The organism is Flavobacterium nackdongense (genome assembly GCF_004355225.1).
GTDB classification, from domain to species: domain Bacteria; phylum Bacteroidota; class Bacteroidia; order Flavobacteriales; family Flavobacteriaceae; genus Flavobacterium; species Flavobacterium nackdongense.
In genome coordinates, this window is sequence record NZ_CP037933.1 from 451,205 (window position 1) to 467,694 (window position 16,490).

Below are 16,490 nucleotides of genomic sequence, written 5' to 3' on the forward strand. Positions count from 1 at the left end.
CTTATATATTATTCCTATTATTCGCCCGGATGGTACGTTCGTTCTGCATTTTTTTCGACCTCTTCTTTATAAAACAAAACGTCCTTAAAAACTCCTTTTTGGTACATTTTGGCCTGATCCATAAAGTGTTTTGATTTTGGATTTCCATTATTGCCACCTGCCAAAAGTGATTTAGCCTTAACTTTTGAACCAAATTCAACAGCGCAGACAAAACTATTTCCATTAAAACCATATCTTTTTTTGGTTCCGTTTTGATAACTGCTTTTATAAGCGGGTAAACTTCCCCAAAGCGCTGCACCAATGCCAATAGGTAAACTTTCGGCATCGTCCTTATACACTAAATCAATATCGCCTGAACTTCGCTGAAATCTATTGAGTTCACCCCAAGGAATTTGCCAAGTTCCAAATTTGGTTTTTAATTCGGTTACAACTGTTTGTAGCTGCGGAATTAAATCATCAGAAGAGGCAGTTTTTGCAAATTGAATCGTATTTTCAACTTGATCCGTTTCGCCTTCGTCAACGTAAACTTTTTGCAGGATGGGATTTAGTTTATAAGCCCATTCATTAGCCAAAGTTGTGGCTACAGAGTTTTCATTAGCATAATAATCCCAATTTTTTAATGTTGTTATGGGCTCGATTAACTCCTTATATATTGGGTTTTCAGGCTGAATGTTTTTCTCAAAACTTGCGACCAAAGCTGGAATTAATACTTCAAAAATCGAAAGTTTTGAATTATACCCATCAGCAATTATTTTGTCAAGAGTGTAATTATTACCTTGGCTTAAAATTCGTACGGCATTAATTCCTCTAAAATTTTCCCCGTCGGGCGCCATATAGGGAAGATAATTTTCTTCTTTTGGGCTATTTTCTCCGGCAACAGTGTAGGGAGTTGAATTGCAATTTTGTAACCAACCATTTGACGGATTGAAGAGATGCACCGTCTCCGATGGATTGTGCAAACCTTTCCATTGTGTTGCAGAAGTGGTTCCATCCATTACTTTGGCCCAATTCAAGTTTTTGTCCCGAATAGGAATGAAATTGCCGTGCCAATACGCAATATTTCCTTTGTTATCGGCGTAAACTGTATTGTTAGAAGCATTCGCTTTCATTTCCATCGCTTTTTGATACTCATCAAAGTTTTTCGATTTGGTTCGAATCCAGCTTTGTTCTAAACTGGCCATCGATCGATTTCTGGATTTTAGGCTGATCCATTTACCATCCCTTTTGGCCATAATCGGACCTTTGTTGGTAAAATAAGTGGTAAATGTTTTGGGAATTAATTTGCTGTTTTCTAAATATTTGATATTAATTTTCTTTTCGATAACGGGATATAATTTAGAGTCATATTCGTAAAAAAGTTTTTTGTTTTTTAGGATTATTTTTTCAGCATAGGTATCGGCAACATCAACATTTGAAGAAGTGTGCATCCAACCACAATTTTCATTAAATCCTTGATAAATAAAAAATTGTCCCCAAGTTACGGCTCCATAAGCACTCAAACCTTCGTCACTATTGATCTGAATTTCAGGTCTAAAGTAAAAAGTAGTATGTGGATTGATGTATAAAATGGCATTCCCGCTCGCTGTTTTTGAGGGTGCGATTGCAAATCCATTAGAACCGGTTTGCATATCCTTAACCTTGTCGACATAAGCAAATTTATCATCACTACCATAAAATGATTTTAACTCAGTAGTAGTCAAATCGGCTGTACTGATAGCGCCGATGCTGCCATCTGTCCAAAGCAAAGGGAACCAAGGCTCAAAATGGCTCAGCATCAAAGGCTTGACTTCAGGGTGTTTGTATAAATAATAATTGATTCCATCGGCATAACTGTCTAACAATTTTTTCAACCAAGGTGCTGCTTTTTTATAATCGGCTTTGGCTTCTTCAGCATCAATTAGTAAACGTGTTTCTAAATCATTGTAAACTACCGCTTGACCTTTTATTTCGGACAGGCGACCCAATTTTTCAATATAATTCATTTCGACTCTTTTGAAATCGTCTTCACATTGAGCATACAACATTCCGAAAACGGCGTCGGCATCTGTTTTTCCGTAAATATGTGCAATTCCCCAATTGTCTCGAATTATAGTAACTTGTTTCGCAATTGCATTGAGTCTGCTGATATCTTTGGGAGTTAATTTCTGAGCAAATCCAATCGATGAGCAGTATAAAAACAGCAGGCAAAGTGTTAGTTTATTTTTGAAAATATGCATCTTATTTGATTTTAAATTGTTGCCCAGCGTAATAAATACTCATTTCTAGTCCTTCTATGCCAACTACATTATTCTTTGGAGCTTTAGTAATTCCCTTTGGGTTTTGAACTACAATTACTTCGCTTTCCCCAGCAATTTCTATTTCTTTATTTCGAACAATAATCGCGGTACTTTCGTCAATCCCGATTCCGATATGAGTTGGAAATTCAACTAAACCCGAAAGAAGTCTGTTGTACCGGCTTCTTTTTAGAAAATGTTGGTCGATAATTACGTTTTTAATCAATCCTAAACCTTCTGCTGTTTCAAGATTGTCATATCTAATATTGTCAAAAGTTTCGGTGTATTTTTTTTCTAATTTTTGGTTTCCAGTGATCATATGTTCGCACATCACCGCTGCTCCGGCACTTGTTCCGGAGATTGTACTTCCGTTTTGATAGGCTTGATGAATGGCATCGAAAACGGGCGTTTTGCTCACTACTCCCATAAATCGGGTTTGGTCTCCGCCGCTGATAAAAATGAGTTTTGCTTTTTGCAAGGAGTCCACAAGTACTTTATTTGTCGCTGTTGTTTTATTGAAATTCAGCATCACAATAGGATTTGGCGTCAGTTTTTCAACTTGTTTTTTGAAATAAATATAAGCACTGTCGGGTTCTTCGCTTGACATTGGCAAAACAACGATATAATCTTTTTTCTGTAAACTTGAAATCGATAAAAGTTGCGTCATTAGTTGGTCGCTGCGTTTACCGCCTCCAATAATAAATAATTTTCCTTTTGGAGTTTGGGCTTGACTTAAGTTGCAAATTAGCACGATTAGCGCGAATAAAAATAGGTACTGTTTGTTTTTTGCAGAATTTAGGATTGAATTCATCGGAGCTATTAAGAAAAAGGTTGAATAATATTAGTTTTACAATGTTAAGTTTCGTTTAAAAGCACAACCCAATTCTATGATAGAATCGGTTTTTGCTATTCCAGGAATGGTATCAATTTTTTCATAAAGTAATTTTCGCATATCATCGTGGTCTTTGGCGATCAATTTGATATAGAGTGTAAAAGAGCCCGTAATAAAGTAACATTCCGTCACTTCTGGAATACTTTTCAAGGCTTCGATCACTTTATCGGAATCGTGATCTTTGGTCAAAGTGATTCCTGTAAAAGCACCCCAATCATACCCCATTTTTTTTTCATTCAGAACTGGTTTGATTCCGGTAATAATATTTTGTTCTAGTAAGCGACTGATGCGTTGGTGCACCATTGTGTTGGATATTTTTAAATTGGTTGCAATAGCCGAAAACGCCATTCTTCCATCTTTTTCTAATTCTTTAATAATGCTGATGTCAAATTCATCTAATAGGTCCATAAATGCTTTTTTAAGTTAAATTCACTTTTTCTTACGGTTATAAAAGTAATTATTTTTTAATCATATCCTAATATAGACCGCAAATCTAATTACTATATCGAAGAAATGACTTTAAAAAAACTAATTTTTAAATATATTTAATTAAAATAAGTACTAAAAAAGTCAAAATTATTATTTTTTTTGGAAAATTAAAAATTTTGATTACTTTTGTTACAAAATTTATACTAAAATATATAATTATGATTCAAATGGAGCAAAAACTTTCCACTAAATCGGAAGTTTTAATTGAAAAAGAGAATAGATATGGAGCGCATAATTACCATCCACTGCCCGTTGTTTTAGAAAAAGGGGAGGGCGTTTTTGTTTGGGATGTTGATGGAAAAAAATATTATGATTTTTTATCTTCCTATTCGGCGGTGAATCAAGGGCATTGTCATCCAAAAATTATTGGAGCAATGATCCATCAAGCTCAAAAATTGACCTTGACTTCCCGTGCTTTTTATAATGATCAATTAGGCGTTTTTGAAGAATATGTAACAAAGTATTTTGGGTTCGACAAAGTATTGCCTATGAATACAGGTGCCGAGGCGGTAGAGACAGCGCTGAAATTATGTCGAAAATGGGCGTATGAAGTAAAAGGTATTGCTGAAAATCAAGCACAAATTATTGTTTGCGAAAATAATTTTCACGGACGAACCACAACTATTATTTCGTTTTCAAATGACGAAGGTGCACGCAAGAGTTTTGGTCCTTATACCGAAGGTTTTATAAAAATACCTTATGACAATATCGATGCTTTAGAAAATGTTCTGAAAGCATCAAAAAATATAGCGGGATTCTTGGTCGAACCTATTCAGGGTGAAGCGGGAGTTTATGTTCCGACAGAAGGCTATTTGGCTAAAGCGAAAGCCCTTTGTGAAGCGCATAATGTTTTGTTTATCGCCGATGAAGTGCAAACAGGGATTGCTCGAACAGGAAGATTGTTAGCTACCTGTGGAAATTGTTCTTGTGAAAAAGGATGCGAAAACAAACCAGAAGTTAAGCCTGATATTTTAATTTTAGGTAAAGCCATTTCGGGAGGTGTTTATCCTGTATCGGCTGTACTCGCCAATGATGCAATTATGAATGTCATCAAACCAGGACAGCACGGTTCTACTTTTGGAGGAAATCCTGTGGCTGCAGCTGTGGCTATTGCGGCACTCGAAGTAATTCAAGACGAAAAATTGGCCGAAAATGCCGAAAGATTGGGAATTATTTTAAGAAAAGGTCTGAATGAAATAGCGCAACGAAATCCGTTAATCGAATTGGTTCGCGGCAAAGGTTTATTGAATGCCATTGTAATCAATTGCGGAGAAGAATCGGATTTGGCTTGGGAAATTTGCCTTCGTTTCAGAGATTATGGCCTTTTAGCAAAGCCAACGCACGGAAATAAAATTCGTTTTGCACCGCCGTTGGTGATTACCGAAGAGCAAATAAAGGACTGTTTGACTATTATAGAGAGAGCACTAAATGATTTTATTTGAATAATTAAGGATGGAAAAAGCCATTAAAATTATTAAAAATAGGTCCGATATTGGCGCAGGAACCAGAGGCTCAGATTTGGGAATCGATGCCATAGAAATTGCAGCAATAAATCGAGGAAGTGACTATTTTAATGCATTCGAGTATGAAGATGTAAAAACGCACAACGAATCGATTTATGACAAATACAGAAGTTCAGTTGCTAAAAGAATAGAACATGTGGTACAACAATGCCATCGAGTTTGTCATTCGGTCAAAAATAATTTGGAGGATAATTATTTTCCAATTGTTTTATCGGGAGATCATTCATCAGCGTTAGGAACTATTAGTGGTATAAAAGCTGCTTATCCCGAGCAAACATTAGGTGTAATTTGGATTGATGCTCATGCCGATTTGCATTCCCCTTTTACAACACCTTCAGGAAATATTCACGGAATGCCAATAGCTGCGGCACTTGGTGAAGATAATTTGTATTTTCAAGTAAATGCTGTAGCGGATGATATTCAAGAACATTGGTTTAAATTGAAAAATATAGGTATTGCTGGGCCTAAATTTTCGGCAGATGATCTGGTTTATTTTGGTGTTCGTGATACGGAAGACGCAGAAGATGCAGTAATCGATAAACTCAATATTCGGAACTATAAAGTGGATGAAATTCGGTATCGAGGATTGGAAACTTGTGTAAATGAAGCCTTAATTAAATTATCACATTGTGATATTTTGTACCTTTCATTCGATGTTGATTCTATGGATTGTGATTTGATTTCGTTTGGAACCGGAACACCTGTTTCCAGAGGATTTGATCAATATGAGATTATTGAAATTATCAATCAAATTATTACAACAAAAAAAGTAGTCTGTATCGAACTGGTCGAGGTCAATCCATTGTTAGACACCAAAGGGAATAAAATGGCTGAGACAGCTTTTCAGGTTTTGGAGACCATAACTGAAACCCTTATTTCGCCAATTGAAGTGTAAGTTAGTTGATTATATTTTTTTTAATTTAGTACTAAGCCTGAAAACAAAAGCTGTTTTTGGGTTTTTTTAATGCAATATATTTTGCAATAGCGCAATTTGAAAAGCACTAATTGTCTTCGAAATTGAATGCAAAAAAAAACCATCACGCAAAACGTGATGGTTTAAAACTAGAATCCAAAATAATTAATATCCAGGATTTTGAGTAATCTTTTTGTTATTGTCTGTTTCTCTTAATGGAATAGGGAACACCAATAAGTTCGAATCCCAATTGTAAGTACCGCCAATATTTCCTTTAGTTCTTTTTACATCGTGAATGGCAAAACCTTCCATAGCCAATTCTAACACCCTTTCGTTCAAGATTTGAGCTAAAGTTATCGAAGTGAAATTGGCCGCTTTGGCACGAGTTCTCAAGGAATTAATATCAACTAGTGGAGTCGCGCCAATAGAAGAACCAAGTCTAAAATTGGCTTCTGCTCTGATAAGAATCAATTCGGCTAAACGGATCATTGGTACATCTCCAAATTCATTAGTGAATTTTGAGGATAATCTTCGGCCGTTATCGGGATTGATGTAGTTAAAATTTCTTCTTTCGTCATTCAAGTCAGTAAATTTGTTCAAATAAGTAGTTCTAATTTCGACATCTCCACCACGACCACCGACGTCTTCTGAACCATAGTGATTTACCAACTGGTTGTCCCCAGTTTGTTTAGTGATTTGGATTGCAAAAATATCCTCAATTTGATTAACATCGTGATTGAAGGCATCCTTATAGGTAGCCGATAATTTTGCACCACTATTTGCGATAACATCTTGTGCAGCACTTAAAGCAGCTGGGTAATTTTGCTGTTGCAAATAAACACGAGCTAATAATGCTTTTGCAGCATATTTGTTGGCAAAAAATCCATTGTCAGCAGGTAAGTCAGTGTAAGCCTGATTTAAACTATTGATGATTAGTTTGTAAACTTCATCCACAGAGCTTCTTTCTGCAGAAAGATCTGAATCAAAATTGTAAATTGCTTTAGGACGAATAACTACTCCTAATTGACTATTAGCGGTTACCGCGGCATCATAAGGTTTTGCGAATAATCGAACTAAATCAAAATAAACAAGCCCCTGCAGAAACTTTGCTTCGGCAACCATCACTTTTGCTCGATCGGGATCTTGCACTTTGTCTATATTTTCCATTACTACATTGGTAGCATTGATAATTTCGTAGCTTCTTTGCCAAATGGATTGTACTTGACCGTTATCGACTAACATTGTCTTGGTGTACATTTGTCTGAAAGTGGCAAAAGTTCCTCTCCATCTAAAATTAGTTGTCGAAGTTACCCCTGTTTGTGCTAATAAATCAGCCGAAACTTGTATTCGACCTCCATAAGCATCACCATTAGCTAGAATAGAATATGCACCGGATAAAACATCGCTAATTCCTTTTTCAGTGCTCAGTGTAATTGAAGCATCTTCACGTTGTCTTGGATCGATATCTAATTGACCATCACAACTTACTAGAAAGGCTGCAAATATTGTGTATAATATGAATTTATTTGTTTTCATTTGATTTTGTTTTTAGAAATTAAGATTTACACCTAATGCAATAGTTCTCGCTGGTGGAGCAGAATAAAACTCTTCACCGATACCTGTGTCGTCTCTTCTCGCTTCTGGGTCGTAGCCATCATAATCAGTAAAGGTAAGTAAATTTACTCCTGACAAATAAACGCGTACATTGGTCATTCCCATAGAATTAAGCGTTGTTTTTGGTAAAGAATAACCAAAAGTTAAGTTTCTTAAACGGATAAAATCAGCTTTTTGTAAAAACCTCGTTGAAGCTCCAGTACCATTACCTCCATACAGTCTTGCTTGAGGAACATTGGTTATATCACCAGGATTTTGCCAACGATTCAATTGATCAACTGTTTGATTGTCAAAATAATCAGCACTTACCGACTGATAGATACCAGCGGAGTTGTAGATGCTAGCTCCCCATTCGCCTTGGAATGTAAAACTAAAATCAAATCCACTAAAGTTCATTGTATTGGTTAAACCCGCCATCAATTCAGGGAAAGGATTACCCGTAACAATTCGCTCTGCAGCCGCATAATCATTCGTGGTGGTTTTATCCAACGAGCCATCTGCTTTTACCGTATTCAAATAAAATAGCGCATCACCATTAGCAGGATCCACACCTGCATATTCTTTCAAGTAGAATGCAGAAGCCTTTTCATTCACTCTGTTAATTGTGAAAGTACCAAGAAGATCTGTATTGTTATTTGGCAATTCTTTTACAACGGTTTGATTGGTTGTAATGTTGAAACTAGTGGTCCATTTCAATTTGTCTGTATCGATATTAGTTGTGTTTACGGTAAACTCTAAACCGCTACTTTCTAAAACGCCCACGTTTTGATTGATAGTAGAAGCACCTGAACTTTGAGGTAGTGGAACACTAAACAATAAACCATCAGTCGTTTTCTTGTAATAATCAAAATCTAAACTGAACCTGTTTAAGAATCCAACTTCAAATCCTAGGTCTAATTGAGACGATTTTTCCCAAGTTAGATTTGGATTTCCAGCTTGAGTAAATACTAAACCTGATTTTAAATTATAAGAACTTGGTCCGTACAATTGACGAGAGGCAAAATTTCCAATTTCAGCATTTCCTAATTGTCCCCAACTTCCTTTTAGTTTCAAAAATGATAAAACTTTGCTTTCTTTCAAAAAAGACTCTTCTGACATAATCCATCCAGCAGAGAAGGAAGGGAATGTACCGTATTTATTGTTTTCACCAAAACGTGAAGAACCGTCACGACGAATACTTGCTTTCAAAAGGTATTTATTGGCATACGAATAAGATACTCGTCCGAAAAGAGATGAAAAGGTATAATCGGTTTCGTTTCCAGATCCTGCATTAACTTCGGCACCACCATCTACAGTTTGAAAGTTGTCATTAGGAAAATAAATACTAGTTACATCTTGGTATCTTCTGTTGAAATCATTGAACTCCATACCTGCAACAGCATTAATGGTGTGCTTTTCTCCAAATGTCTTGTCATAAGTAAAGTAGTTAGACCAAATATAGGTCTCGTTGTTTACCGAAGAAGCGAAAACTTCTCCATCTGTTGACATAAAAGGTACGTTTTTACCATTCCAGTTGTCTTCAGTTTGCGATAATAAATCGTAAGCAAATTCAGAAGTGAATTTTAAAGAAGGTACAAATTTATATTCTCCAAAAACTTTTCCTGTGACTCTTCTCATAATTGTTTTCCAATACGAATTGTCTATGGCCAACAAATAGTTAGCATACAAGGTATTTGGATTGGCAGTTCCATCATCTAAACGAATAGGAGATAGAGGTGACTGTGCTACTGCTTGCAAAGGCGTAGTAAAAGCGTTATCATCTTGAACACGTTGAATTTCAGATCTAGAAAAACTCAAGTTCATACCTGCAGAAAATTTATCGGATACTTGGTGCGATATATTCGTTCTTGCAGTAACTCTTTCTAATTCGTTGCTATTAATTATACCAATTGTATTATTGTAGGCTCCAGCAAAGAAATATTTAGTTTTTTCATCTGCTCCAGAAACTGAAAAATCGGCATCAGTTGTAAAACCATTTTGGAAAGCAGTGTCTTGCCAATCTGAGTTCACTTCTAAATTTCTCCAATCTGTACCCTGAGCGAGGAAATCAAAAGTATCTTCTGCTTCAGCAGCATCACCGGTACCATTTATTGAAGCTTCTGTAAATAGCTCGACATATTGTGCTGCATTTAACCATTTTCTTTTGTGAGTAGCTTCGCTCACCCCTTGCGAAAAGTTAAGGGCAAAAGCGCCTTTACCTAATTTTCCTTTTTTAGTAGTAATTATGACAACTCCATTTGCACCACGCGCACCATAAATTGCAGCGGAAGAAGCATCTTTTAATACGTCAATCGATTCAATTTCATTTGGGCTTAATGTAATCAATGGGTTTGTAGGTGCTCCGTTATTAGATTCATTTGTAGTAACCAATGGAATTCCATCTAATACATATAATGGTTCCTTTCCAGCACTGATACTGGCAGCTCCACGAACTCTTACAGACATACCTCCTTCAACTTTACCATTGGTTTGGGTTATTTGAACCCCGGCTAACTTACCAACCAACGCATTTTGAACAGAGGCCACAGGAATTTGCTCAATATCTTTTGATGTAACTTTAGCAACGGCATCGGTAGATTTTCTTTTGCTTGTCGTTCCATAACCAATAACCAAAACGGTTTCCAATTCATTGGTATCATCTTTCATTTTTACGTTAACTGTCGGAGCAGCGGCTACTTCCATAGTTTTCATTCCAATAAAAGTTACTACCAATGTAGCTCCTTTTGGAGCATCAATAGTAAAATCTCCATCCAATCCAGTTTCTGCAACTGTTTTTGTTCCTTTTACTAGGACATTTGCGCCTGGAATAGGTAACCCAGCGTGGTCGGTCACTTTACCCTTTACTTTAATTTCTTGAGCACTAGCTATTTGTACAAACAGTACAAATAGAAACCCAAGCAAACACTTGAAATTAATTTTCATATTAACATATTTTATGATTAGTTGCTGCGAATATCACAAAATATTGTTAATTGTAAAACTTTTTTGAAGAAAAAATCGATAAATACTGAATTTTTACGAATACAGTATTTTATTTTTCAATAAATTATATTTTATATTTAAAATTATGATTTTTATTGTAAATTTAATAATCTGTAATTTTTATTTGAAGTCTCATTTTAAGTTATTTATTATAAAAATTGCGTTGTATTAATTTAATTTAACTCAAAATAACTTAAAAAAAAGTCATTGTGAACTTTTTGAGAATTATAATCAATCAAAAAAGAGTTAAAACACAGTTATTTAATAAATTTTGGTTTATAACTTAACTATTTATCGGTTTCCAAAGCCCGTAACCTCCATTTAAATTCACCGAATAGATACCATTATTCCTCAAAATGCGTTGCGCCAAATAGCCTCTCAAACCAATTTGGCAATAAATGACATACTTTTTGTTTTTGTCAAAGAAATCCAAGTGGTCTCTCAAAGTATCCACATCCATATTGATGGCCTTGGGAATGGCACCGTTTTCGAACTCTGTTTTGGTTCTTACGTCAATCAAAATCGCATTTTCAGCCAAAAGATAATCCTCTAATTGATCGTAATTGATGAATCGTACATCGTCATGCAACATATTTTCGGCAACATAACCCAAAATGTTCACAGGATCTTTAGCGGAATTATAGGGTGGAGCATAAGCTATTTCAATCTCTTGCAATTCATAAATGGACAAATTCCCTTTGATCGCCGTAGCAATCAAATCAATTCGCTTGTCAACACCTTCTTGTCCCAAAGCTTGAGCACCATAAATTGTTCCGTCTTCGCCAAAATTCATTTTCAAGACAATATTCGTGGCACCAGGATAATAACCGGCGTGATTGGCACGAGTTACAGTCACAGTGCGGTACGGAATGTTGTAATGTTTCAATAGTTTTTCGTTTAGCCCTGTAGCGGCCACAGTCAAATCGAAGAATTTGATAATCGAAGTTCCCAAAGTTCCTTTATACGAAATTTTGTTTCCTCTAGTTATATTATCGGCTACAATTCGCCCTTGACGATTGGCAGGCCAAGCCAATGGAATCAATACCTTAGTCTGATTAATATAATGAGAAACTTCCACAGCATCGCCCACAGCATAAATATTTTCGTCCGAGGTTTGCATAAATTCATTTACAGCAATTCCACCAGTAACTCCCAAATCTAATCCAGCGGCTTTTGCCAACCCATTTTCAGGCTTCACTCCAATGGCAAACACAACGCCATCAGCCAGAATGGTTTTGCCTGTATTCAATTTTAATTCAATTTTATTTCCCTTTTCCTCGAAAGCTTCGACACCTGTATTGACAAGGATACTTAGGTTTTTGGCGGCTGCGTGATGTTGAACCATTTTGGCAAATTCATAATCCACAGGCGCCATCACTTGATTTCCCAACTCTATAACGGTCACATTTAATTCTTTTTCAACTAAATTTTCCGCGACTTCCAATCCAATAAAACCTCCTCCAACGACGGCAATATTTTTCAAACCTTTAGTTTTGGCAATGATGCGATCCATGTCAGCCACATTGCGAAGCGTCATAATTTTATCGGAATCAATCCCAAGAATATTAGGTCTGAAAGGTTCTGCACCGGGCGATAATAATAATTTATCGTAGGTTTCTGTGTAAGTTTCTTTTGAAATTAGGTTTCTAACTTCAACCGTTTTTGCTTCTTTGTTGATTTTTAAAACCTCATTAAAAACACGAACATCAAGGTTGAATCTTGTTTTTAAGGAAGTAGGAGTGTGTAATAATAACTTTGAACGTTCGGCAATCACACCTCCAATATGGTAAGGAAGTCCACAATTGGCAAAACTGACGTGTTCTCCTTTTTCGAATATTATGATTTCGTTTTCTTCGCTTAGTCTTCTCAATCGTGCTGCTGCAGTGGCACCACCTGCAACTCCACCTATAATTAGTATTTTCATCTTTATTTTTTTATGACGCAAATTTCTGAAAAATAAAGCTTCTTATTTGTAGCTTTTGTTACATAAATCGAAATGATTTTAAAACAAAATAAAATATTCAATCAAAAGCCTAAACATCAAATTTTTAATTAGAGTTCATTTATTTTTTAACCACATAGATTATCAAAATTATCACATTTAAAGATTTTTCATAGGTATTTTATTTACACATAGCTTTGATAACTATGATGAGCAAAGCGTTTTTTGTTAAAAAAAACTTTTCTAGCCTGCACTGAGCGAAGACGAAGTGTGGTTTAATTTTGTGGATATTGATATTCGATAAAGAGTTTGCTGTTTGTGTTTTTTAAATGGAAATTTTTAGCGAAATTTACGTCCAAATAAAACGCAAATCCAATAATGAAAGAATTACTCCAACAGACCTACGGATATATTTTTGAAGATAAATTAATCGAAGAAATTGTAGAAACTTCTTTGCTGAGAGATTTTAAAGAAGGGGATATTTTAATAGATTTTGGCGATTCTATTCGAAAAATGCCATTGTTAATTTCAGGTGCTATCAAGATATTGCGTGAAGATTTTGACGAAGGTGAATTGTTGTTGTATTTTATCGAAAAAGGCGATACTTGTGCTATGACGATGGCATGTTGTTTGGGCGAAACCAAAAGCGAAATCAGAGCCGTGGCCGAAACTAAAGGACAATTAATTATGATTCCTGTAAGCAAAATGGAAGAGTGGTTAGGGAAATACAGAAGTTGGAGAAACTATGTTTTTAACAGTTACAACAATCGTTTAAAAGAAATGCTTACGGCTATTGATAATCTGGCATTTATGAATATGGACGAACGGTTGCTAAATTACCTAATTGAGAAAGCCAAAGTGGTTAATTCTAAAGAAATTCATTCGACCCATCAGGAAATCGCTTACGATTTACATACTTCCAGAGTGGTGGTTTCGCGTTTGCTTAAAGCTTTAGAAAATAAGGGAAAGATACGATTGAATAGGGCTTCGATTGTATTGCTGAAATGAAGTAACATTTGTTACAGTATTGCAATTTTTAAGGCCTTATGTTTGTACTCTTAAAGTTTTATAAATGGAAATATCCCAAATAATAGGATACATCTTAGCGGTTTTTGTAGGTATGACTCTCGGAATGTTAGGAAGCGGAGGGTCAATACTTTCGGTACCTATTTTGGTTTATGTAATGGGAATCGAACCTACATTGGCCACAGCCTATTCGTTATTTGTAATCGGAACAACCTCATTAGTAGGAGGAATTCAGAAAGCCAAACAACAATTAGTCGATTTTAAAAAGGTCGGTTTATTTGGAATACCAGCCATAATTTCTGTTTTTGTTACTCGAAAAATTATCGTTCCTACTATTCCTGATATTATTTTTTCGACTGAACAATTCAGTTTGACGAAGTCCGTCCTGATTATGGTCGTTTTTGCTTTTGTGATGATTTTTGCCTCGGTTCGAATGATACAACCTTTGAAAGAAAAGATAGTTTCGGAAGACGTAAAACTCAACTATTTCAAAATAGTATTAATGGGAATTCTTATCGGGCTAGTATCAGGTTTTGTAGGAGCTGGCGGAGGATTTTTGATTGTTCCCACTTTGTTGGTTTTTGCAAAAACACCAATTAAGATGGCTGTAGGAACTTCTCTTTTTATTGTTTCGGCGCAATCCATAATTGGTTTTACAGGCGATATTTTGAGTGACCAAATAATAGACTGGAAGTTATTGGAATACTTTACTTTAGCCTCAATAATTGGAATATTTATTGGCAATTTTATTGCTAAAAAAGTAGAAGACAATAAACTCAAAACTAGTTTTGGATGGTTCGTCCTTGCTATGGGAATTTACATCATCTTGAGAGAGCTTTTGGTATCATAATAATTTCCTAAAATGTAGTAGGTGGAATGGAAATCGACATAAAAATTGAATAAATTTACAGTATAAAAAACACTTTTAAAATGAAAATAAAGCAAATCTATACCGGATGTTTAGCACAAGGTGCCTACTATATCGAAAGCAAAGGAGAGGTCGCTATTATTGATCCATTGCGCGAAGTGCAACCCTATATCAACAAGGCCAATAAAAATAATGCCAAAATCAAATATATTTTGGAGACTCATTTTCACGCCGATTTTGTGAGTGGTCACGTTACTTTGGCTGAAAAAACAGGAGCACCCATCATTTTTGGTCCTTCTGCGGAACCTAGTTTTGAAGCCCACATTGCCCAAGATGGAGAAGTATTTCATTTAGGTGAAATTACCATCACGGTTTTGCATACACCAGGGCATACTTTAGAAAGCGTTTGTTATCTTTTGAAAGACAAGAACGGAAAAGATTATGCACTTTTTAGTGGTGATACCTTATTTTTAGGAGATGTAGGGCGTCCTGATTTAGCGCAAAAAGCTTCCAATATGACCCAAGAGCAATTGGCGGGGATTTTATACGATAGTTTGCGAAACAAGGTGATGACCTTGGCAGACGATGTCATTGTTTATCCCGCTCACGGTGCTGGCAGTGCTTGCGGGAAAAATTTAAGCAAGGAAACTATTGGTTCTATTGGAGACCAAAAGAAGACCAATTATGCGCTCCGTGCCAATATGACTAAGGAAGAATTTATTAAGGAAGTCACAGATGGTTTATTGCCGCCACCTTCTTATTTTCCTATGAATGTGAAGCTCAATAAAGAAGGTTACGAAAATGTTGAAGATATTATAAGTGACGCCATTCCGTATGATGCCGAAACTTTTGAATTGGTGGCCAACAAAATCGATACTGTAATTCTTGATGTTCGCCACCAAGATGATTATTCGAAAGGACATATCCCGCAGTCCATTTTTATTGGTATTGATGGGGATTTTGCTCCTTGGGTGGGTGCATTAATTCCCGATATCAAACAGCCGATTCTTTTGGTGACGCCATTGGGAAGAGAAGAAGAAAGCATTACGCGATTGGCTCGAGTAGGTTACGACAATACTTTAGGGTATTTGAAAGGTGGATTTGAAACCTGGAAAAAAGCAGGATTTGAATATGATACGGTCAATTGGGTTACAGCCAATGGATTGGAAGAATTGATGGAAGAAAATGTCCCTGTTTTTGATGTTAGAAAAGAGGGAGAATTTACTTCAGAACATATCGATGTTGCTCATTCCACACCTTTGGATTTTATCAATGATCATATTGCAGAATTTCCAAAAGAAGAAGAATTTTATGTTCATTGTGCTGGTGGTTACCGTTCGGTAATTGCTGCCTCTATACTAAAAGCTAGAGGATATCATAACGTAATCAATGTTTTGGGAGGATTTGCGGCAATCAAAAAAACAGCAATTAAGACAACGAATTTTGTTTGTCCATCAACATTAAAATGAAACAGCTATTATTTACAAATTGGCACCCGATGCGATGGGTACGATTGGCGTTTGCCCTGTTTTTGTTCGTCCAAGCTTTTACCACAAAAGAGTGGTTTTTTATCGCTTTTGGTTTATTTTTCTTAGTTCAAGCAGTTTTTAATTTAGGTTGTGGACCAAAGGGTTGTGCGCTTCCCAACAATAAATTTTCAAAAAAATGAGTACTCGTTTCGATACTATTATCAAAGCCGAAAAACCGGTTTTAATTGATTTTTTTGCTACTTGGTGTGGCCCTTGTCAAACCCTGGCACCGATTCTAAAACAAGTAAAAGACAATTTAGGTGAAAGAATTAGCATCCTGAAAATTGATGTGGACAAAAACCAACAATTGGCTTCAAAATACCAAGTTCGTGGGGTTCCTACATTGATTTTGTTTCAAAACGGCAAACAATTGTGGCGTCAATCGGGCGTTTTGTCTAAAGAAGATATAGTGAAAATTATTATTGAAAAAAGTAACTAA

General features: G+C 35.8%; 12 protein-coding genes. 6 read left to right on the forward strand and 6 right to left on the reverse strand.

From position 1 onward, the window contains the following. Nucleotides 1-17: 17 nt before the first annotated feature. The 3 genes from E1750_RS01765 to E1750_RS01775 are packed head-to-tail and all read right to left on the reverse strand — an operon-like array spanning nucleotide 18 to nucleotide 3,573. The gene (locus E1750_RS01765; RefSeq protein ID WP_133275107.1) at nucleotides 18-2,216 is read right to left on the reverse strand and encodes a penicillin acylase family protein; all 2,199 of its coding nucleotides are present in this window, start codon (nucleotides 2,214-2,216) and stop codon (nucleotides 18-20) included. A gap of 1 nt (nucleotide 2,217) precedes the next feature. After that, complete coding sequence (locus E1750_RS01770; RefSeq protein ID WP_133275108.1) at nucleotides 2,218-3,084, reverse strand: cyanophycinase; 867 nt, start codon at nucleotides 3,082-3,084, stop codon at nucleotides 2,218-2,220. Between the two features lie 36 nt (nucleotides 3,085-3,120). Further along, nucleotides 3,121-3,573 (reverse strand): Lrp/AsnC family transcriptional regulator, encoded by a 453-nt coding sequence (locus E1750_RS01775; protein ID WP_133275109.1) that lies wholly within the window; start codon nucleotides 3,571-3,573, stop codon nucleotides 3,121-3,123. Nucleotides 3,574-3,812: 239 nt separating this feature from the next. Here E1750_RS01775 and rocD point away from each other — a divergent pair, with 239 nt between their 5' ends. Beyond that, complete coding sequence (rocD, locus tag E1750_RS01780) at nucleotides 3,813-5,096, forward strand: ornithine--oxo-acid transaminase (protein ID WP_133275110.1); 1,284 nt, start codon at nucleotides 3,813-3,815, stop codon at nucleotides 5,094-5,096. 10 nt (nucleotides 5,097-5,106) lie between these two features. Then, entirely contained in the window at nucleotides 5,107-6,072 is a 966-nt protein-coding gene (locus E1750_RS01785) for an arginase (RefSeq protein WP_133275111.1), read from the forward strand. Nucleotides 6,073-6,255: 183 nt separating this feature from the next. Here E1750_RS01785 and E1750_RS01790 read toward each other — a convergent pair whose 3' ends face one another. The 3 genes from E1750_RS01790 to E1750_RS01800 all read right to left on the reverse strand — a co-directional run bounded on the left by E1750_RS01790 (nucleotide 6,256) and on the right by E1750_RS01800 (nucleotide 12,610). Further along, nucleotides 6,256-7,626: a RagB/SusD family nutrient uptake outer membrane protein gene (locus E1750_RS01790; protein WP_133275112.1), complete on the reverse strand. Its 1,371-nt coding sequence runs from the start codon at nucleotides 7,624-7,626 to the stop codon at nucleotides 6,256-6,258. A gap of 12 nt (nucleotides 7,627-7,638) precedes the next feature. Next, a complete protein-coding gene (locus E1750_RS01795) occupies nucleotides 7,639-10,626 on the reverse strand; it encodes a SusC/RagA family TonB-linked outer membrane protein (RefSeq protein ID WP_133275113.1) in 2,988 nt (995 codons plus the stop codon). 343 nt (nucleotides 10,627-10,969) lie between these two features. After that, nucleotides 10,970-12,610 carry an FAD-dependent oxidoreductase gene (locus tag E1750_RS01800; RefSeq protein ID WP_133275114.1) on the reverse strand — a complete coding sequence of 547 codons (1,641 nt, stop codon included), beginning with the start codon at nucleotides 12,608-12,610 and terminating at the stop codon, nucleotides 10,970-10,972. A 396-nt stretch (nucleotides 12,611-13,006) separates the two neighbouring features. Between E1750_RS01800 and E1750_RS01805 the strand changes: the two genes are divergently transcribed. The 4 genes from E1750_RS01805 to trxA all read left to right on the forward strand — a co-directional run bounded on the left by E1750_RS01805 (nucleotide 13,007) and on the right by trxA (nucleotide 16,490). Next, nucleotides 13,007-13,636, forward strand: a complete 630-nt coding sequence (locus E1750_RS01805) for a Crp/Fnr family transcriptional regulator (RefSeq protein ID WP_133275115.1) — start codon at nucleotides 13,007-13,009, stop codon at nucleotides 13,634-13,636. 64 nt (nucleotides 13,637-13,700) lie between these two features. Then, nucleotides 13,701-14,504 (forward strand): sulfite exporter TauE/SafE family protein, encoded by an 804-nt coding sequence (locus E1750_RS01810; protein ID WP_133275116.1) that lies wholly within the window; start codon nucleotides 13,701-13,703, stop codon nucleotides 14,502-14,504. An 80-nt stretch (nucleotides 14,505-14,584) separates the two neighbouring features. Continuing rightward, nucleotides 14,585-15,991, forward strand: coding sequence for an MBL fold metallo-hydrolase (locus E1750_RS01815; RefSeq protein ID WP_133275117.1), 1,407 nt, complete (start codon nucleotides 14,585-14,587; stop codon nucleotides 15,989-15,991). 196 nt (nucleotides 15,992-16,187) lie between these two features. Further along, nucleotides 16,188-16,490 carry a thioredoxin gene (gene trxA, locus E1750_RS01825; protein ID WP_133275119.1) on the forward strand — a complete coding sequence of 101 codons (303 nt, stop codon included), beginning with the start codon at nucleotides 16,188-16,190 and terminating at the stop codon, nucleotides 16,488-16,490.